Genomic DNA, 20,049 nt, shown 5'->3' with positions numbered 1-20,049 from the left:
CCCGAAATGCAATTTTTAAAGCAAAAAAGCTGCAGATCGTTAATCTGCAGCTTTTTATTAAGGTTCATTCTATGGCAATCAGGCAACGACCGTTATCGTTCCGTGGTACATGTACATTCCGCAATCAAATGGATACGACCCGGGCGATAAATGATCCAGCGTCGTGTAATTCTCCCCTTTTTTCAAATAAAGATCGAATCCGAGCTCATCCGAATCCACGCTTGTTATGCAGGTAAAAGAGGTATTCTTGACAAAGTTCAGCTTTACGGGAACTCCGGCCTTCACTTCAATTTTTGAAGGGTAAAAACCGTCCTTCTTGACTTGGATCGTAACCACCTGATAACCATCCTGCATGGAAACGGCGGGTGCCTCCGCATTTGTCTTCGTGTTTGATGAGGAGAAGAAGACGAAAAATAAAGCACATATCATAATTATCGCTAAAACTAGCCACATGGTCGGGGATTTTAATATGCTGTTTTTCATAAAATGCACTCCTTTCCTTAGATCGATTATACCCTTTTAACATGCCTTAATATGGCTGGCCATGTGGCTGTTCATTGAAGGAATCGTGAATATTTCATTACAAAAAAGCAGCTTCCGAAAAAATCGGCAGCTGCTTTCCGTTATCGTCTGCTTATTAAGAGCAAGATAAACGAGATCACAATGATGGAGCCTGTCCATGCCCAAGCCAGCGCGGTATTGCCGGAATCAACGGCTACATAGATGGCGGTAGGTATCGTTTGCGTCTTGCCCGGAATGTTCCCTGCTATCATCAGCGTAGCGCCAAACTCGCCTAATCCGCGTGCAAAACCAAGTATATACGCCGAAACAAGCGATCGGAATGCCAGCGGCAATGTTATGTGACGGAAAACCTGCCATTCATTCGCCCCGATTGACCGTCCAGCCTCTTCCAATTTTTTATCGACGAATTGAAAGCCAACTTTCATGGTTTGATACACCAGCGGAAAAGAAACGACAACCGCGGCAATAACCGCTGCCCACCACGTGAAAATAACCGGAGCCGAGAACAGCCATTCGATCGCCCGCCCCAACCAGCTTCTCCTTCCCAATAACACAAGCAATAAAAAACCAACAACTGTTGGCGGAAGGACCAACGGCAGCATAAATACGGTTTCGATGAGTATCTTGCCTTTTAGCTTTGTCCGGGACATCCACCATGCTGCAGCTACCCCAAGTAACAGCACAAAAAGGCTCGAGAACAAGGCTACTTGTATGGATAGCCGGATAGGAAGCCAAAAATCATGCGCGTTAATCAACCTTCTCCTCCACTTTCTTTTATATCTAATCATAACGAAATCAATTTAAGTAGAACATTACCTAATATAAACGGTTCCACCAGGGATAGCAATAAACAGAGGTGATGGAGTCATCCAATCAAAGAACTCGAGAAATATTGGAGCAAATAAAAAGAAAGGAGACCCGCCGCTATGCCGGATCTCCTTCTATTTATTCAATTCTCTCACTAAACCAAGCTTCGATTAGTTCAAGCCGGCTTTTGTCAAGCCAAACGCAGCATCGGCGGAGCCGGGCTCTGTTCTGAAAGCAACGTTTGCACGGTTCCAGGCATTGATTGCCATGATCGAGTAAGTCAGGTCGGAGATTTCCTTCTCCGTGAATTGTTCGCGAACAAGGTTGTAGATCTCGTCGGATACGCCATGCTCCGGCAGTTTCGTCAAAACCTCGGTCCAAGCAAGCGCAGCTCTTTCCCGAGCGTCAAACAAGGTGGATTCTCTCCAGATAGCAAGATGGTAGAGACGCAATTCTCTCTCGCCGTGAATCTTAGCTTCTTTCACATGCATATCCAGGCAGAATCCGCAGCCGTTCATTTGGGAAGCTCTGATATGAACGAGATGGATAATCTTCGTTTCAATGGAGCTGGATTTCTCCGCATAGCTGAGCTCCATCAATTTTTTTGTAAACTCCGGAGACTGCTGCATATAATTTACGCGTTGTGTCATTTTGTGTTCCTCCTCAAATTTGTTGTGACGTTATTAAGACAATCGGAGGTTTTGTTTTGTGACAGCTTAAGCGAAAAAGTTTTAAGTGATATTCAATCCCCCATCTACCGCGATAACCTGACCGGTCACCCAGTCCATACCCGGTTCAGCGAGAGTCGCGATCTATAGCTTAAGCTAATGCGGCTGGTCTTACCATAATTTCGCTCACGAGAGCATCGTCAGGTTCGTTAATCGCGAACGCGATAGCTCTGGCAATACTGGATGGAGCAATTCCCAAATCGCCAATCTGACTGGCCATTGCTTTCACCTCCGGACTAGTAATGCTGCTGAAGAGCTCCGTGTTCGTTAAACCCGGAGAAACAACGGTAGACCGGATCCCCGATGCTCCGGATTCCTCAAGGCGAAGCCCTTCCGAGATTGCACGGACGGCAAACTTGGTGGCCGCATATACGGCTGAAGTGGCGGATACATGATATCCGGCGGTCGAGGATAGATTAATGACATGTCCGGACTGTTGCTCGCGCATAACGGGTAGTACCGCTGCAATTCCGTTTAATACGCCTTTAATATTCACATCAATCATTTGCTCCCACTCTTCAACGCGCAGCTCGTTCATTCTGGAATTGGGCATAATGCCTGCGTTGTTCACCAAGACATCGATGCGACCGTACTTGTCCACGGCGAATCGAGCGAGGTTAATCATGTCTTCGGAAGATACGACATCCGCTCTTACGGATACCGCCTCTCCTCCATTTTGCTTAATGCCATTAACGACTGATTGAAGACGATCCTCTCTTCTTGCCGCTAATACCACCTTCGCGCCGTAATCTGCCAGAAGCCTCGCCGTAGCCTCACCTATTCCGCTTGAAGCTCCGGTAATAATGACCACTTTACCTTTTATATTTTCCATGGTTATCGTCTCCTTTGTTGAATGGACTTGTATCGGATATAAAACGCATGTTGAATATTTAACGGCCGTTGATTTACATTATAGACAGATGTCTCAGCCTCTCAATGGTTGATTGATGCGATTTTGTTTTATATCCGACACTCTCAACGCAATTGTTGATTATCTTACGGAGGAACCAAGCAGGATGGAAAATGTGGCTAAGACCGATCGCCGAATTCTAAGAACGAAGCAGGCGATTAAGAAATCGTTTCTTGAGCTTTTTACGGAGAAAGAATTTGAACAAATCACCATTAACGAGATTGCGGATCGGGCAAATGTCAATCGCGGTACTGTTTATTTACACTACAGCGACAAATACGACCTTCTGGACAAGTGTACGGAAGAGCATATACGCGAAATTATCTCCTTATGTAAAAATCGCGAGTCGGGGGAAGGAAATCCCCAGCAGGTATTTGAATACTTCCAAAAACACTTCCCGTTTTTCTCCGCTATGTTTTCCAATGAGAGAGTATTTCTATTCCGGGATCAATTGCTGCATTTCTTCTCCGTGAACATGACGGTCAAGATGGAGCAGACGAATGACAAGCCCGATATAGACCTAGAGATTAAATCGCAATTTATGGCTTCGGCCTTTATTGGCATTGTGGAGTGGTGGATCCGCCGCGGCATGCCTCATTCCACTTCATTCATGGCTGGCCAGGTTCAACAGTTATTCGAAAATAACCAGGTTTACTCCATGTATAGTTAAGAAAAAAACCATCTGATTTCGGTGGCTTTCCCTCCGATATCAGATGGCGTTTGCTGTTACAAACCTAAATTTTCGATCCGGTTAAGCAAGCCCGTTATATCCGTAATCGTTTGTAGGATAGGAGAATTTTGAAGCTGGTCCAATGCGAGATGGCCATTAACCAGGGCGTCGTTGATCTCCTGCAGCAATACTTGATTTTTCTCGATTATTTGTTGATGCAGATCCTTTGCCATAGCGGGGGCGTCCATCAAATTAAATTGCTCAATATCCTCTTTTAACGCAACTAGCCGTTCCTCCAGCTGCCGCTTCGTTTCGGGATTAGTCGCCGCGTCTTGGATCATTTGCGGTGCTTGCTCCGCGAAATCCGTTAATCTATGGATATGCTCCTGTGCTGAATCCGCGTATTGAACGGTTTGATTGGCACTCTCAAACCATGTACAAGCGCTTAACATCATGGACGAAACGACGAGTAAGAGAACCATCAGTTTTCTCATTCAGCTGCCTCTTCCTTCCTGCATGTTTGATTTTTTTACTTTTTACGAATTTGGAGGAAAAAGGTTTCATGAAACAGCCTCAAGGCGCGAGTCCCGCGTCTTGAGGCTATGCAGAGCTTGAGCTAATCTATAACAATATCCCAAACCCACATAAGAACGCCGGCCGCGATATTAAACCACCCGATGAACCTCGAAATCTTCCATTCCTTTTTCTTCTTTTTATCCTTACCCAGATCCCTTGCATCAATGTAAATGATAAGCAGCCCGCTTACGATATACAATGTGATTGCGTAGTACAGATACCCTATCGTGTAACCCCCAAGCATCCGTAATCCCTTCCTCGCCAATCAGGATATTAAACGCCTTTCATTCCGATCCTGCGCACCTTCAGCGTTACTTTGACATCAAAAGTACAGTTCCGGTACATTTTGCCCCATTCCTCTGCCGTCTTGATCCGTTTATTCCAATAATGAGGTTTTTTGGCCCGTACGATTTCGCCGAATCCGAAATAATCTGAACCTTTCTCTTGCGAATCCTTGATGAGCTTGTAATAGGATTTGACGGATTCTTCGGTTTGCTTCTCCTCAATCATTCTCAGAACTTCCGGATTATTGATTTGAATTTCGTCGCTTAGCTTTCCTTCCACGTTAAGCTCAATTCCCATACCAATGGTGAAATGGGGAATGCCGTCCTTGATTTGCACCTTTATTTTTGAACGGCGGTGTGTTGCGGTCGTCATGATCGTCTGTTCCGGATTGCTCAGTTGAACAAATACTCTGTAGCCCGCGGGATTTATCCCTTTAATCCCCAGATAACCCGCAATTTCCAGAGGTTTGGTAACCCCGACCATTTGGTCTCCTACAAAATAAGCTAAACCTTTAATCTCCACATTCTCTTCTTTTTTGATCTCAACATAGGGTAAAAAGCCTTCCTGTCCCTTCTTGGAAACATTGCTCCAGAAAATGCCGATATAATCCTTCGGAAATTTTCCCATTCGAATGCCTTCATCGAGCGTTGACATCAAATATAGAGTAGGAACCCTTTCCAAAGGCGGAGCAGCCAGCATAAGCTTTCGTGCTTGTCCTTTCGCCACCATCATCCACGCCATTCGGCGGACTTCGGAGTTGCGGCGAAAATAATCGTTAATGTTTTCAAGGCCATTTCTTGCCACGGCTTCGGATATAACAATAACGCGAAGATGACCGAAAAATAGCTTGCTGGATACCTGCTGCTGCAAATTCATAATCGCATCGTCCAAGCTATGCCCAACAACGTCGATCACCCATACCGTTTTTCCAACGGAGCCTCCTCCGCCTCCTCCGCTCTCGCCGGGACCTAACGGAATTCTTCCGGGCAGCGCAATTTGAACGGCAACGCGCACCATCCCTTTCCCCGGGGCCGGAATCGTTCCGCGTAAATGGGAGATTTCGTCTTCTTCTTTTTCCGCCGTTTCCATGTTTACCTTATCGATAGATACTCCTAGTACAACAGCCCGTTCCTCGATTTCCAGCCTGTCCCAGCATCCGGTGAGAAACGGTGCGGCAAGCGTAACCGCACATAGGGTTCTAATGATTTTGATCCACATTCTTGTTGTCAGCAACAGGTTTCCCCCTCTTCTTGCGAAGAATCGAAACGATCAGCAATAAACCCGGATACGCAATGGTAATAATCAATCCAATGCGGCCGACATTCTCTATAATCTCGTACATTTGAATAATGTTCTGAGGCACCATGGCCATTACAAAAACAAAAGGCAAAATGAAATAGGAAAAGAGCTTATGCTCTTTCAAGCGGAACAGATGACTCATTGAATAAATCGTAAAGAAATAACTGGAGAACAGCGTTGTAAACACGGCCGTCACCCATACGGCGAGAAAAGCGGCATCCATCCGTTCCAAAATATTAGCGGGCAATGAGGTTGCCTTGGCAAGCTCCAAGGTTGGCCACAGCAGCTTTTTTATCTCCTCCGAGCCAAACACGCTTATCGTGGCCGCAACGATAATAACATAAAGGCCTCCGGCAATCAGCATGCCCCAAAAGCTAGCCTTCATAGCCTTCCCCGGGTGCTTCATACTCGGGATTACGGCCGTCAATACAAATGCTCCCTGGAAAAGGGCGGCAATCGTAAGCGTCCCTTTTATCATTCCGCCCGGTTCATTCCCCCAAATGGGCAGCAGATTAATCGCTTCCGCGTTTTTTAAAGCCAATGCGGCAATGACAAGAACGGGGACTAGCAAAAACGGAAAGTAAAACGTATGAATATGGGCGAAAGTCGTAATTCCGTGACGCGTAGAGATTGCAGCGAGAAGCAGCATGGCAATAACCGTGACTTCGACCGGAGTTGATTTTAAGACCGACGTAACAACAACTTCGCCAAACTCCCGTGCGGTTAAAGAGGTAAGTACCGCAAAGAAGAGAATGATAAATACGCTCCCAATCCAGGCGAGCCACTTGCCTATAATCTTCTCGCTGTATCGGATAATCGTCTCGTCCGGAAACCGCATGCCGAGTCTTGCAATCAGACTTAACCCGACAAAGGCAAGCATCATAGCAAGAAAGGTTACAAGAGGCCCGCCAGAATCGGCAGCGCGTACCGCAAATAGCGGCAGTGCGAGCACGCCTACGCCAATAATGGTACTAACAAGAACCGCGGCTGCCTGTATGACTGTAATCTGGCGGGTCTCCATCTAACGCTTCCTCCTACTCACTTTTATCATTTAAAGGATCTAACACATTCTTTGACGTTTTTTTGAGCTCGTTAAACTTCGATTCCGATACCCTTGTTTCATCGACCGGATCAAGAAACGCAGGTCGTCTGTTCATTAGCCATAACGGTCCTCTGACCAGTAGATCCTTCAAGCCTTGAAAGTCAATCGGAATAAACGGACTAAGATACGGAACGCCAAAAGACTTCAAGGACAGCAGATGATTGGCAATTAGAATCAATCCGATCATAACTCCGTAAAGCCCAAAGGTTCCGGCTAGTATAATGAGCGGAAAACGAAGCAGCCGCAGCGCTAGCGCCGCGTTGTATGCCGGTGTTGCAAACGATCCAATTGTCGTCAAGGCAATAATGACAACCGTAATAGGACTCGCAAATCCGGCCGCTACGGCTGCTTGACCAACAACCAAAACGCCGACAATCGATAGCGCACCGCCAACTTGCTGCGGCAAGCGGATCGTAGCCTCCCTGAGAACTTCCATGGAGATCTCGATAATGATGACCTCGATAACAGCCGGGAATGGTACCCCCGCTCTTCCTCCGGCTACGGCAACAGCAAAATCAGTTGGAATAAGCTCCGGATTGTAGGAGATAATCGAGACGTATAATGCAGGAAAAACCAACGAGAAGACGAGTGCGATCATCCTGGCTAGCCGGATCGAGCTCATCAGAAGGAATCGTTCCGTATAATCCTCCACCGTCTGATAAAACTGGTTAAACACCGTAGGCACAACCAAGGCCAGAGGTGAACCGTCTACAAGAATAGAGACCCTTCCTTCAGCCAGATTGGCAACCACTTTGTCGGGACGTTCGGTATATTGAACCTGCGGGAACGGTGAATAATGATTGTCTTCGATAAACTGCTCCAGATAGCCGGAATCCAGCACCGTATCGGTATCGATTTTGGATAGACGTTTATGGACTTCTTCCACTAACGCGGGATTCGTTATGCCTTCGATATAGCAGACGGCTACCTTCGATTTGGTTCTTCGGCCGATCTCCATCGTTTGTATGCGAAGATCGGGAGACTGAAGGCGATACCGGATTAATGAGATATTTGTGCCTATTGGCTCAATGAAGCCTTCGCGGGGACCTCTTATAACCTGTTCGGTTGCAGGCTGTTCGATGGAACGTTTTTCCACGGATCGAGTCGAAATGACAATGGATTGCTCCATCCCGTCAACGGCAATGACCGTATCGCCTCGCAAAATACAATCCACGAGTGCCGTGAGCTCACCTTGCAGGCTGCTCTTGCTATGATAAAGAGCGTCGTTCATGATAACGTCGGATAAATGAGCAGTCTCGATAGATCTCCCAATAAGATGCGGCGGCGTATACATCAACGCTCTCATAATGTCTGCATTTACGCTGTCTTGGTTGACCATGCAAGTGAAAAACATGATGGCGGCGGGAAACTGTCCAAATATGTTGAACTTGCGTACCGTGAAATCTTCATTTATGCCCAGTATGCCGTCTAGAAAAGCAATCGTGTCCGCCATGCTGCCGGAAACTTGCTGTCCTTTGTATTTATCCATCGTTTTGCTTGGACTTGGCATGAGCAGCTTGGCATCTAATCTTCTGACTTTTCTTGTTGGCATTCCTTCACCTGCTAATCACCATAATCTGACTTTTCGCTTTCTCAGGTTTTACCAATGCGAGGGAAATTATGCGTATCCTTATCTTTGGAGCGGTATACATAACAAAAGCAGCTGCCAATGCTTGGCAGCTGCTTCTACGAGATTAATACTGTTCTAGTCTACATCCCAACGATGTCTAAACTTGGTCAGATTCGGATGTGCATCCGGAGGCGGTTCCGTGATGATCAAGCGGATCTTGCCGATCCATTCTTCGAAGGAATGATACGAAGCAAACGCGTTTGCCGTCTCCGGCGAGACATACAGGAAGAGCGGCGGCGGATAAGCCTCCATCAGATGACGGATAGCCGCTTCGATAGGCGTATATTTCTTGCGCTTCCCTTCCCAATTCTCAATCGCAATCATTCCTTCGTCCCCGTGTTCCCTTCTCCAGTCGAACAGGTAGTCCTCCCGCTTGTAATAAGGCTCGATAGGACGTTTCCACATGCGTCTTGCCGTTTCTTCGTGGAGCGGATAGAGTACAAGCTTGACAAATGACCTTGCTTTAGCGAGCGCTGCCGCTTTTTCCAGCTGCCGCTCCGACACATCCTGGAACGTGTCATAATACGCCAGCGTCCCCTTTCGGGTGTCCGGCTCTTCAACGTGGCCAAATGGCACCGTTCGGTTACCTCGATCCATCGAAATCCTCCCTGATCTTCATTTGCACCATAGTATTGGTTTATTGATCCTTTTTCATTTCCTGCTGCTTCGTTAACAAGTTTGTTTCTTCCTCAATGCGGCTAACGTCGATCCGTTCAAACAAGATGTTCAGATCCTTGATTTTGCGGTTTGCGGGAACGGAAATTTGCGTCCATTCCGGTTGATCAAGCGTCAGGAAGTTTCTTATTTTTTCGCAGGCAAATGGGATAAAAGGATTTAACAATTGAGCCAGATTGGCAATGATCTGAACGGATGCATGAAGCGTATTTCCGCATGCCGCTTTATCATCTTTGATCTGAAGCCATGGCTTCTGTTCGTCGAAATACTTATTAGCCCGGCGTACGGATGCGAATATGAGCTCAATAGCTTCTTTTAGATGCCCCTCTTCTATTAAAGCTCCGCTTCTAGTATAACAGTCGCCGATCGTCTGCTTCCATTCATCGTTTAGATTACCCTCGGGGATAAGTCCTTCAAATGATTTATCGATAAAAGACAACGTACGATTGACTAAATTCCCGAATGCGCCAAGCAATTCGCCGTTATGACTATGAATGAATTCCCGCCAAGAGAAGTCCGTATCCCGGTTCTCGGGACCGTTGGCAATCAGAAAGTATCGGATGGAATCCGGCTGATAGCGACTTAGAATGTCCGGTACCCAGACTGCCCAGTTATTGCTCGTGGAGAACTTCTTTCCTTGCAAGGTCATATATTCGCAGGAAATAATCCGGTCCGGCAGATGCAGACCGCGGGCGCCCATCAGCAACGCCGGCCAAATGACCGTATGGAAAGGTATATTGTCTTTGCCGTGCACGTAATATGCCGTGATAGGATCCTCGCCTTCCTGCCAGAACAACTCCCAACTGCCTCCCGTTTGCGCAGCCCACTGCTTGCTTGCCGACAGATAACCGCTGACGGCTTCAATCCAGACGTAGATTTTTTTATCCTCGAAGCCTTTGACGGGAACATCTACTCCCCAGGTTAAATCTCTCGTAACCGCACGGTCTTGCAGTCCTTCCTTCAGATATCTTCCGGTTATCTGGACTGCATTGTCTTTCCAGCCTCGAGCATGCTCCACATACTCCGACAGGATATCCTGAAAGCGGGAAAGCTCCAGATAATAATGCTCGGTAGGACGTTCTACCGGGGGATTGCCGCATATCTTGCAGGTCTTATCCGTTAGGTCCGCAGGATCCAATAAAGTGGAGCAATAATCGCATTGATCTCCCCGCGCCCGGTTTCCGCAAACCGGACAAGTTCCTTCTACATAACGGTCGGGCAAAAATCTCCGGTCCGTCTCGCAATAGGTTTGCAGAATCGTTTTCTTGTACAAATATCCGTTCTCCAATAAGCGAAGAAACAATTCTTTTACGACCTTATGGTGAAACTCCTGGTCCGTTCGCGTATACAGGTCATACGTAAACCCCAGCTTCTGAAAGCATTCCGTAAATTCCCGGTGATAACGATCCGCTATATCCCCCGGCGATACGCCTTCCTTCAGCGCTTGCACGGCAACCGGAGTGCCATGGCAGTCACTGCCCGAAACATACAGAACCGGATTGCCTTTTGCCCGGTAATAACGGGCCAGCACATCTCCCGGCAGCAAGCTGGCGAGCCGACCCAGATGCAGCGATCCATTCGCGTAAGGCCAAGCGCCGCCAATAAAAATAGGGTTCATGATATCTCCTCCTTCATTCATTTATATAGATGAATACAAAAAACTCCCATCCCGAAGGGACGAGAGTTATCCTCGCGCGATTATCTGAATATTCAAGTTATTCGAATTATATTGGATATAATTACCACTGTCAATTATTTCACTTAGGCTAGACTGGTATTTTCACTATTGTTACGGTATGGTAAGTTAATGCAGCTACCCTCAACTATGCTGATTGTCAAGAAAGGATGAATCTAATGTTCAAGCTGCTCAGTAGAAGCATTCGCGACTTCCGCGCAGCGTATCCGCAGCTCTTATTGTTTGAATATTTATTTATGCTGGTAACCAGCGTTATCATTATCCCCATTATTACGTTAATCTTCAGCCGTATTCTGACGGTTCTTGGATCCGGTTCGCTTATGAACGATGATATCGTTCAGCTCGGTTTAAGCTGGCAGAGCATGGTTGGACTTACCGTAATTGCTCTAGTCGCTTCCTACGCGATATTTATCGAGCTGTGCGTTCTTATAATTCTGGTTCAACAACGTTATTTCGGCAAACGAATCGCTATCATGGACGCCCTCCTTACCGCGCTTCGGCAGACGCCGAGTCTACTCGGCTTTGGTACCGTCCAGCTGCTTGTCTTGCTGCTCGTGCTGATTCCGTTCATCGATTCGCCGATGTCGGAATCGTTCTATGCGCTGTTTAATCTCCCTATAGTACTCGAGCGAAGCGTCATGAACCTGTCCGTTGTGATGTCCATTGTTTACATGCTCATCTTGGTTGCAGCCATCTATTTGGTGCTCCGATGGATTTTTGTGCTGCATTATATCGTACTCGAGGGGCATTCTATCAGCCGCGCAATCCGGAGCAGTCTCGATCTGACGAGAGGCAAGCATTTCAAGGTGCTCACTTCATTATTTTTAATTAATGCGATTGTTATCGGTACGGGCTTTGCAACGCTTTCGTCGGTCTCCTTCTTGCCCCATTGGCTTAATCATAATGTGCTGAAGGCATTCTCCGATCATTATTCGTTAACGTTGTCCACCATTCTCACGTACATGCTGACGCTGGCGATCATGCCCCTCAACATTATCGTGCTGACCCGGTTATTCTACGTGCTCAAGCGGGAAAACGGACAGCATTTGCAGGATAATCTGAAGTTGTATCGCAGTATGATCGGAAGATTTGAAGATGCGCTTTCCGGTATGATGAAGCGGTTCACTCACAAACGAGCCTTATTCGCTTTATTAGCCGTTGTTTATATGAGCCTTGCCTTATTTGTTGGTCTAAAAGCAAGCAGCCATCTGGTCTACGCCAAGTGGAGCGTCCTTATCTCCGCGCATCGCGGCGATACGGAGAACGCTCCGGAAAACTCGCTGCCGGGCATTCAGAGCGCCATCAATAAAGGTATTCAATCGGTCGAAATCGACATTCAATTAACGAAAGACAACGTTGCCGTCTTGAATCACGATGCTACTCTTAACCGGATGGCCGGCGTGAACAAGTCCGTTAATGAATTAACTTACGAGGAAATAAGCAAGCTGTCCATCGGTCAGGATGCGGATGGCGTTCCTATTCCCGTCGTTACGCTTGAGCAAGTATTAACGGAGGCAAAGGGACGGATTAAGCTGCTGCTGGATTTGAAGCCCCATGGAGCAAGTGAACCCCTCGTGCGGGAAGTGATCGGCTTGATCCATGCAAACGAGATGGAGAATGAAGTCTATATCCAATCCTTCGACAGCAACATGCTGCGGCAAATCCGCGAGCTGTCTCCGGATATCCGCATCGGGCAGATCATGTATTTCGCCGTTGGCAATCTCTCTTCGTTAGACGTTGACTTCTATACGGTTGAACAGGTCATGGTAACCAAACAGCTCGTCGACCGAGCGCATGCCTCCGGACGGGAGGTGTGGGTGTGGACGGTGAACGGTCGTCACAACTTGAAGGAAATGCTTAAATTTCAGGTGGACGGTCTGATTACGGATACCCCTACTCTTGCGCAATCCATGATTGGCCTCGATTTATAACTCGATTTTCAATACAAGAAAAAGCCGCGATATAGCGGCTTTTCTTGTTACCTTCTGACTCTCGCCCCGTCAATGAGATAGCCGGTACTGCTCACGATTACCTCCTGCTCCTCGAACAGCCCTTCCGTAACAGCCGTTGCGTAGGCATTGGAGTCCGTGACCTTAACAGGGGTTTTTACGGCATGATAGGCATTTCCGAGAGGTCCTTCCTTGCTTTCCAGCGTAAATACATAAGCTCCTTGATCATCCTGATGCACGGCTTCGTTAGGCAGCGTAAGGATATTCCCGCTGTTGCTCTTCACGATCTTTACCTGCAAGCGTTCGCCTCCGATCAGCTTATTGTCTTTGAGCTTAACCGTTACGATGCCCGGCATGGAATCGGAATCGTTAGATTGCGGAGATATGTCGCTGTCAGCCAAATCCAAAGCCGCACCATTCACGTCATTATCGATAGTCGTTATCGTACCCGTAAGCTGCTCCGCGTCCTTGCCCTCGATCTTTATTTGATCTAACGTTTCTCCAACCTCCAGCAGTCGGGCTATATCGCCCGGTACCTGCAGCTGGATCTTAAAGCCTTCGGATGCATTTGTGAGCACAATATCCGGCCCACCGCCGGGTCCCGAACCAGCCAGCGCATTAACCTCGGTTGCAATGCCCGCAAAAGGCGCGGAAACCGATTGGCTTTCCGCAATGCTCTTTTGCAGGCTTAGTATGTGATTTTCCTGCGAAGCAATGTCAAGCTTGGCGGAGTCCAGCGCGACCTTGGCGGCAGAGAGCGCACTTTCGTCTCCTTCGGTTACCGCGGTAATATAATCCGTCTGCAGTTGACTCAAGGACAATTGCTGTTTCTTGAGACTTGTCTTCATATCGTCGAGCTGAAGCATCGCTTCACCGCCGTCATATTCGATTAATTTCTGGCCTTTCGTTACTTTATCGCCTTGTTTAACAAGCACCTTCTTCACCTTCCAGCCTGACGGATTCATAAGGGCTTGCGTCTGCTCCGGCTGAACGGTCGCTATGCCTTCGAATTCATGCGTGATCGATCCCATGGACGCGGTTTGCGTGTAGACCTTCTGCAAGGACATGTTCCTTATCGTATTTCCCGCTAGAGTGCATACCGCCAGCAGAATCAGAAACAGACCGACAAGCAGTCGCAGCTTCCGTTTGCCGGAACCGGACTTTCTTTCTTCCATACTATTCACTCCTGAGATTATCCTTTTATGCCCGTGTGTTGAATCCCTGCCACGAAATAAGATTCCGCGTACAGAAACAAGAGCACCATTGGGGCCATATACAACGCGGAAGCGGCAAAACCGGCCCCCCGTTCCGATTGGTTGATTTGCGCCAAATAGAGTGACAACGGCTGCTTGGCAGCGTCCTGCAAGAAAATTAGCGGCTGCTCGATCATGTTCCAGTAATCGACGAACAGCAACACCGCTAGAGCGGCGATTCCCGGTGTGGCCAGCGGAAGAACTACCCGCCAGAAGATAATAAACGGACCTGCTCCGTCGACTTTGGCTGCTTCCGACAGCGCATAAGGAATATGGGCCATAAATTGCCGAAGCATAAACACGCCAAACGCGCCGAATATGCCTGGCAGAACGATTGCTGAAGAATGGTTCATGAGCCCCAGCTTATCGATAACGAGATAATTGGGGACAAGCGTAACCTGGAAAGGCATAAGCATCGTCATCAAATAGACGAGAAACAGCTTGTCCCTGCCCGGAAACCGCAGCATAGCGAAAGCGTAAGCCGCCAGCGAACCGACGATAATCTGACCAATCACGATAGGCCCTGCAAGCCCGGCGGAATTCCAGAACATAGAAAGAAACTTCGGGCTTAGAAACAATACCTTCGCGTAGGGTTCGAATGACAGCCAGTCGGGCAGCAGCTTCAGATTCACGAAAGCATCCCGCCCGCCGCTGGCCGTATCTACCATTCGTCCGATTAAATCGTAATTTTGGCTAAGCTCGGCTTCCGTCATCAAGGAGCTTACAAGCGTAAGGCCAATCGGGAACAGCATAACAGCCGCAAATACGGCAAGAATCACCGTCAATGCCAGTCCGGATATTCTACTATTCATGGATCCCATTTCCCCCTACTCCGTTAGTTCCCTGAACCGGCGTTCAGCGCGGAGCAGTCCCGAGGCCAGGATCACGATGAAGGCGACCATCATTGTCGCGGCTGCCGTCAGCTTCTGGACATCCAGTTCGAAAAACATGTTGTTCATGTAATGCTGCAGCATATAAAGCCGATCATACGGATAATCTCCGGCAAGCAAATACGTCTCCCGAAATACCTTGAACGAATTGATGATCGAGATCAGCAGCACAAAAAATAAGGTTGGCGTCAAATAAACAAGCGTAATATGGCGAAATTGACGGAAACGGCCGGCGCCTTCAAGCGACGCGGTCTCGTAATAATCCTTCGGAATCGATTGCAGTCCCGCCAGCAGCAGGATCATGTCGTAGCCGATGTTCTTCCATACATACATCGCGATAACGATACTCATGGACCAATTCGACTGCATCCAATCAATCCTGGCGATTCCAAAGGCATGCAACCATGCGTTCAAAGTCCCGTTCCAGTCGAAAAAGATTTGCCAGACCGTCACGACGGATGCTACCGGTACGACTAGCGGGAGCATAAACGCTGTCCGCAACGTACTACGCAGGAAGATCCGCCTATTCAGGAGGAGCGCTAGCGTTAAGGACAGAGCGATTAATAGCGGCACGCCAACCGATGTAAACAGCATCGTATTGCCAGCCGCTTTACGGAAAGAGGCGCTATGGAGAAGCTCCGAATAATTGCTGAAGCCTACGAATTGTCCGCCAAGCGCGCCGTCAGTAAAGGACTCATAGACGCCTAGCAGAAACGGAATGAGATAAAACACGGAAAAGCCGATTAAGCTGGGAGCAAGGAACAGCGCGGCTGTCATACCGTCCCCACTCCATCTCCGCAATCCTCTTCTACTCATTGAGGACCGTCATCGCTTTATTTTGGATCAGCTTCGCTACGTCTTCCGCGGATTTTTGGCCGGCGAAGTAGGCAGCGGTATTGGCGGATACGATATCCAGTACTTTGCCGGATGCGTTCTTCTTGCGGGAAGCGGCATTCGCGAATCCTTCAAGCCTGTCGAGCTGCGCCTCATCCACCTTGAAGGATTCGCCGTGCTGCGAGCCGATGGTTGGCGGCGTTATCGTTCCTTGCTTCTTCACGGCTTGTACGGCGTCAGCGAATCGCTCTTTGTTGATGGGCAGGCCGATCGCCGTATGATCCATCATGTATTTCAGGAAATCCCAGGCTGCGTCCTTTACTTTGGAATTGGCGTTTATTCCAATATCGGACCTCGTTTCATAGGAAGTGCCCGCAGCCTCTTTATCCGCATGAGGTTTGATGTAAAATTCCGTATCCTTGCCGAATACATTTAACGTCGTTAAATAATCTTCCGGCGACAAGATAGACACGTTCGTAAAATATCCCCGTTCCGACGTGCTGACGATTCCATCGTCAAACATGCTTTTGATTTGCTTCAGCAAATCCGTGAACTCCGGCGTATCAAAGCTTGCCTTCCGGTTAGTCTCGTCTACGAATCTGCTATAGTTATCCGCGACAATGCTCCGCACGAAATAATCGGTACCGCCGACTTGAAGGCCTTCTCCGCTGACAATAGCCGCCTTATATTTACCTTTTGCGTCCACCAATTCCTTGCCCGCCGACATAAAATCATTCCATGTCCATGAATGGTCGTCGAACTTTACGCCGGTGGCGGCAATCGCGCTATGATCTCCAACCATGCCGCTTAAGCTGAAGGACAACGGAAGGCTGAACAGACTCTTTTCTCCCTGTTCTCCGCCTAATATATTCGTGAAGTAGTCCGTCTTGCGAAACTTAGGATCTTGGTCCATTCTTGCGGATAAATCGTCGAGCAAATGATGCCTCTCGTAATCGTCTGCCGCCAAATACCGGAGATCGACCAGATCCGGTCCCTTTCCGGCCAGCATCGCCGCGTTTGTGGTTGTCGTAAACTTCTCGATGTCGGCATCCGTTTGCTCTCCTCCGCGCTCGTCGCTGTAAGGTTCGCTTAACCCGTACTGCAGCTTGATCTTGATATTCGGATGAGCCGCTTCGTACGATTTTACCGCTTGTTCGTATTGCTCGCTTGGCCAGAAGACGGAGAATACGATTGTTTCCGGATCTCCTCCGGCTGCTTCCCCATCCGGGTCCGCGTTTGCTGTTGTCCCGGACGGAACAGTCGTCTTGCCTGGCTCTTGACTTGCTTTATCGTCTGCCTCCATGCTTTTGCTATTACTGCAAGCGGCCATAACCAGCACGATTAGCGAGACGGTAAGTATGATTAGACCCATTTTTTTCATCCTATTCATTCCTTTTCATGTATTTACTCTGGTATTGCGTTGGCCTTCTCTTGCCGGAGGCTTGACCCAAGTATAAATAAGAGATATCTCCAAGCTTTCATCATTTTGCGTACGAAATGTCTCCGACTTTCAAAAAAAATGCGGCAGGCCGGACGAGCTATCGTCCAGTCTGCCGCATTGGCGGGCAAATCATATCCGGTTCTACTTGTCCTGGAAATCGATAATAAAGCCATTTAGGTCATGCGGGCCCTCCTGTTCGGACACAGGTGCCGGCACATTCTCCTGCGCCGCTCTGCCGAACGGTTTGCTGCCTGCAACCAAAAGCTTTCCATTGCCGATACTCCATTTCATAAGGGAAGGAACAAAACCTTGGTAGACGGCCGTTTGGGACAACAGATTGTTGCCTTGAAGCTTGCCCACGTAGATAATTTCCCCGTCGTTTTGCGTGTAAGCAATCCTTTCCCGATCCGCTGACAGACTAAAGCTTGCGATCTTCTCCTGCAAGACGGTCAGCTCTCCGTTCCGGCTGTCGTATTGGAACAAAGTGCCGTCGGCACCCAGGAATATAAACCGGTTCGCATCTATCCAAAAAGAACCGTTCATCGCGGACGGATGGTCGTATATGACTTCAAAGCGACCCTCATCGTTTAATTTAGCCATCGAGACTAGCGTGCCGTTATCGATTAAGAGAAGCCCGCCGTCCTCGGACAAGGCGGCAGAAGCGCTGTTTTTCATATCCGACATGCCCTGCAGCGGCACTTGCTTAGACGTTCCCTGCCGAACGTCGCATACGACAAGGCTCAACTGATCTCGGCGGTCGCCTAGTGCTAGATACGACAGATATCGGTTATCGCTCGACCACTGCAGGCTGCGGGAAAACAACCGCTGCGTCTGCACAGGCCCCTCAATAGACTTGCTGGTACTTCCGTCTACGGGGATCAGAATCAACGAATAACCGTTCCCGGACTTCGACAAGCGCGCGAGCTGCTTGCCGTCCGGCGATAGGCTAAGCAGATCCTGTCCTGCGTTCAAGCTTGTTGTTAACCGTTTCAGCTCATTATATGGCGGCGCGAGCAGCTGCAGGCCGTCATACGGAGAACCGGGAACGCTGCCCGAATAATATCCAACAAGCTCTTCCTCGTTCGTCCAACCAAGAACCCCAAGCTTGTCAAACCACTTCCCCAAAGGATAAATCGTCTTCACCTGAAACGCCTTGCCGACGCTGGCTCCAACCGTTGGCTGTCCGGCTTCCGAATCCGGGATCACGATTGTCTCGGAGCGGGGATTGCCCATGCAGCCGGAAACCGTCAGGAGCAGCGCTGCCAAAACCAAGTAAAGACGGAATCGCGCTTTCCGCTTAATCTTGCAACGCATTATACTTCGCCTCCCTTGCTGATGGCGGCCGGAAGCTCAACGTATACGGTTGTCCGTCCTTTGTCGCTCTCCATTCGAATGGTTCCGCAATGGTCCTCCACGATGGATTGTACAATGCTGAGCCCCAAGCCCACGCTTCCTTCTTCCTTGAAGGTCCGGTCGCCGGAATAGAAGGGTTTAAATGCGCTGGCTATCTGACCGGCGGACAACGTTTCTCCCGGATTGCTTATCGTGAAGCGGAGCGTCTTCCCATTCGGCCAATGCTCTCCGGCAACCGCAATCTCCGCCAACGGTGCGCTGTATTTAATCGCGTTATCAAGCAAATTGATAAACAGCTGCCGCAGCCTGTCCGCTTCCCCAAAAACAACAAGCCCGTCTCCCGCCGTCAAGACAATGCTTTTCTTGTAACGTTTAGCGCGAATCGACATGGCATCGCATAGATCGCGAAGCAATACGCCTGCATCAATGGGTTCCGCTTCCTCCCTGACGGCGTCTCGCCTGGACACTTCTAGCAGGTTCAGCACCATGCCGTGCAGCCGCCGGCTTTCATCAACGATATGGGTCATTCCTTTTCGGAAAAAGGCAGGGTCGCTCTCTCCATTCTCCCGAATGATCTCCGCGTAGCCAAGTATGGAAGTAAGCGGCGTCTTCAACTCATGTGTGACGTTATCGAAGAAGCGCTTCTCTTGCTCGATAAGCGACTGAAGTCTGTCGCGATCCCGGCCGATCGTTGCAATCTGGCTGTCAATCCGCTCGATCATATCGTTGAAGTTGTCCGCGAGCCGCCCGATTTCGTCCTTGCGCCTAAAGGCGAGACGGACATTCCGATTCCCCCGTATGACCTCCGTGGATGCGTTAGTCAGCTTCATGAGAGGAATCGTGATATGCCGGGACAGCAGATAAGAGAAGACGAATGCAGCCAGGAAGATGGCAAGAGCGAGATAGAAGATGAGGTTTAGGATTCGTCCGGTCTGCTCATACAACGAAGAGAAGTCTTTGGCAAACCGCAGGATCCCCACCTTCACCCCATCTATCACGACAGGATAGGAATAAAGTACGGAGCCGGCACTGCCCTTATACGAAATGGTATACGCCGTCTTGCCTTGCAGGGCAAGCTTCAGGTCATCGGTGGAACGACCCGCGAATTTGCCGGCGTCCGTGGAATACAGCAAGTTGCCGTCTATCGTATAAGCGCTGACATCGCTGGAAGTGGCGCGGCGAAGATCGCCGGCCATCTCCTCGGCCATTTGACCGAAATAAAGGTCGTTGTTAGTGAAATGATTAATGAGAAAGGCTTGAGTGACGTAAATATTGCCGTTGTTCTTGAGATCGATGAGATCCGATGTGACAATACTCTTGTTGCTGCTTCGAATATATTCCTTTAAAGTAACGTTCAGCAAGAGGAACGAAAGGCAAAAAATCAGAAAAAATCCGATGACGAATTTGGACCGCAACGTATGGAGCATGC

The 20,049-nt window shown here is 48.8% G+C and carries 19 protein-coding genes; 2 read left to right on the top strand and 17 right to left on the bottom strand.

All coding sequences use genetic code 11. The features are described 5' to 3' along the window. Window positions 1-78: 78 nt before the first annotated feature. From ACR9FF_RS15455 to ACR9FF_RS15440, 4 genes are all read right to left on the bottom strand, one after another. Entirely contained in the window at window positions 79-429 is a 351-nt protein-coding gene (locus tag ACR9FF_RS15455; protein ID WP_317979669.1) for a cupredoxin domain-containing protein, read from the bottom strand. Window positions 430-623: 194 nt separating this feature from the next. Beyond that, window positions 624-1,310 carry a molybdate ABC transporter permease subunit gene (modB, locus tag ACR9FF_RS15450; protein ID WP_435172004.1) on the bottom strand — a complete coding sequence of 229 codons (687 nt, stop codon included), beginning with the start codon at window positions 1,308-1,310 and terminating at the stop codon, window positions 624-626. A gap of 189 nt (window positions 1,311-1,499) precedes the next feature. Then, window positions 1,500-1,979, bottom strand: a complete 480-nt coding sequence (locus tag ACR9FF_RS15445; RefSeq protein WP_201005565.1) for a carboxymuconolactone decarboxylase family protein — start codon at window positions 1,977-1,979, stop codon at window positions 1,500-1,502. A 169-nt stretch (window positions 1,980-2,148) separates the two neighbouring features. Beyond that, window positions 2,149-2,889: an SDR family oxidoreductase gene (locus tag ACR9FF_RS15440; protein WP_317979554.1), complete on the bottom strand. Its 741-nt coding sequence runs from the start codon at window positions 2,887-2,889 to the stop codon at window positions 2,149-2,151. A gap of 184 nt (window positions 2,890-3,073) precedes the next feature. On the opposite strand from ACR9FF_RS15440, the gene ACR9FF_RS15435 reads away from it, so the two are divergent. Continuing rightward, the gene (locus ACR9FF_RS15435) at window positions 3,074-3,637 is read left to right on the top strand and encodes a TetR/AcrR family transcriptional regulator (protein ID WP_435172003.1); all 564 of its coding nucleotides are present in this window, start codon (window positions 3,074-3,076) and stop codon (window positions 3,635-3,637) included. A gap of 56 nt (window positions 3,638-3,693) precedes the next feature. On the opposite strand, the gene ACR9FF_RS15430 is transcribed toward ACR9FF_RS15435, so the two are convergent. The 7 genes from ACR9FF_RS15430 to metG form a co-directional block, all read right to left on the bottom strand. Beyond that, window positions 3,694-4,131, bottom strand: a complete 438-nt coding sequence (locus ACR9FF_RS15430; protein WP_317979552.1) for a DUF6376 family protein — start codon at window positions 4,129-4,131, stop codon at window positions 3,694-3,696. A 122-nt stretch (window positions 4,132-4,253) separates the two neighbouring features. Continuing rightward, complete coding sequence (locus tag ACR9FF_RS15425) at window positions 4,254-4,457, bottom strand: CLC_0170 family protein (protein WP_435172002.1); 204 nt, start codon at window positions 4,455-4,457, stop codon at window positions 4,254-4,256. A gap of 29 nt (window positions 4,458-4,486) precedes the next feature. Continuing rightward, window positions 4,487-5,731, bottom strand: coding sequence for a Ger(x)C family spore germination protein (locus tag ACR9FF_RS15420; RefSeq protein WP_435172001.1), 1,245 nt, complete (start codon window positions 5,729-5,731; stop codon window positions 4,487-4,489). Further along, complete coding sequence (locus tag ACR9FF_RS15415; protein ID WP_435172000.1) at window positions 5,697-6,818, bottom strand: GerAB/ArcD/ProY family transporter; 1,122 nt, start codon at window positions 6,816-6,818, stop codon at window positions 5,697-5,699. Before ACR9FF_RS15415 ends, ACR9FF_RS15420 begins: the two co-directional genes overlap by 35 nt. Window positions 6,819-6,831: 13 nt before the next feature. Beyond that, window positions 6,832-8,451, bottom strand: a complete 1,620-nt coding sequence (locus ACR9FF_RS15410) for a spore germination protein (protein ID WP_435171999.1) — start codon at window positions 8,449-8,451, stop codon at window positions 6,832-6,834. Window positions 8,452-8,604: 153 nt separating this feature from the next. After that, a complete protein-coding gene (locus ACR9FF_RS15405) occupies window positions 8,605-9,126 on the bottom strand; it encodes a hypothetical protein (RefSeq protein ID WP_435171998.1) in 522 nt (173 codons plus the stop codon). A 40-nt stretch (window positions 9,127-9,166) separates the two neighbouring features. Beyond that, the gene (gene metG, locus ACR9FF_RS15400; protein WP_435171997.1) at window positions 9,167-10,822 is read right to left on the bottom strand and encodes a methionine--tRNA ligase; all 1,656 of its coding nucleotides are present in this window, start codon (window positions 10,820-10,822) and stop codon (window positions 9,167-9,169) included. 236 nt (window positions 10,823-11,058) lie between these two features. Here metG and ACR9FF_RS15395 point away from each other — a divergent pair, with 236 nt between their 5' ends. Beyond that, window positions 11,059-12,831: a glycerophosphoryl diester phosphodiesterase membrane domain-containing protein gene (locus ACR9FF_RS15395; protein ID WP_435171996.1), complete on the top strand. Its 1,773-nt coding sequence runs from the start codon at window positions 11,059-11,061 to the stop codon at window positions 12,829-12,831. A 47-nt stretch (window positions 12,832-12,878) separates the two neighbouring features. Here ACR9FF_RS15395 and ACR9FF_RS15390 read toward each other — a convergent pair whose 3' ends face one another. The 6 genes from ACR9FF_RS15390 to ACR9FF_RS15365 form a co-directional block, all read right to left on the bottom strand. Continuing rightward, window positions 12,879-14,024, bottom strand: coding sequence for an efflux RND transporter periplasmic adaptor subunit (locus tag ACR9FF_RS15390; protein WP_435171995.1), 1,146 nt, complete (start codon window positions 14,022-14,024; stop codon window positions 12,879-12,881). 17 nt (window positions 14,025-14,041) lie between these two features. Continuing rightward, the gene (locus ACR9FF_RS15385; protein ID WP_201005541.1) at window positions 14,042-14,914 is read right to left on the bottom strand and encodes a carbohydrate ABC transporter permease; all 873 of its coding nucleotides are present in this window, start codon (window positions 14,912-14,914) and stop codon (window positions 14,042-14,044) included. Window positions 14,915-14,929: 15 nt separating this feature from the next. Further along, the gene (locus ACR9FF_RS15380) at window positions 14,930-15,808 is read right to left on the bottom strand and encodes a carbohydrate ABC transporter permease (protein WP_435171994.1); all 879 of its coding nucleotides are present in this window, start codon (window positions 15,806-15,808) and stop codon (window positions 14,930-14,932) included. Next, window positions 15,801-17,198, bottom strand: coding sequence for an ABC transporter substrate-binding protein (locus ACR9FF_RS15375; RefSeq protein ID WP_435171993.1), 1,398 nt, complete (start codon window positions 17,196-17,198; stop codon window positions 15,801-15,803). The genes ACR9FF_RS15380 and ACR9FF_RS15375 overlap by 8 nt, the downstream gene beginning before the upstream one ends. A 210-nt stretch (window positions 17,199-17,408) precedes the next feature. Further along, the gene (locus ACR9FF_RS15370) at window positions 17,409-18,581 is read right to left on the bottom strand and encodes a hypothetical protein (RefSeq protein ID WP_435171992.1); all 1,173 of its coding nucleotides are present in this window, start codon (window positions 18,579-18,581) and stop codon (window positions 17,409-17,411) included. Then, window positions 18,581-20,047, bottom strand: coding sequence for an ATP-binding protein (locus tag ACR9FF_RS15365; RefSeq protein WP_435171991.1), 1,467 nt, complete (start codon window positions 20,045-20,047; stop codon window positions 18,581-18,583). The genes ACR9FF_RS15370 and ACR9FF_RS15365 overlap by 1 nt, the downstream gene beginning before the upstream one ends. Window positions 20,048-20,049 lie beyond the last annotated feature (2 nt).

It is taken from the genome of Paenibacillus glycanilyticus (genome assembly GCF_051200795.1).
Taxonomy (GTDB): domain Bacteria; phylum Bacillota; class Bacilli; order Paenibacillales; family Paenibacillaceae; genus Pristimantibacillus; species Pristimantibacillus glycanilyticus.
This window is presented reverse-complemented; position numbering and strand designations above follow the sequence as displayed.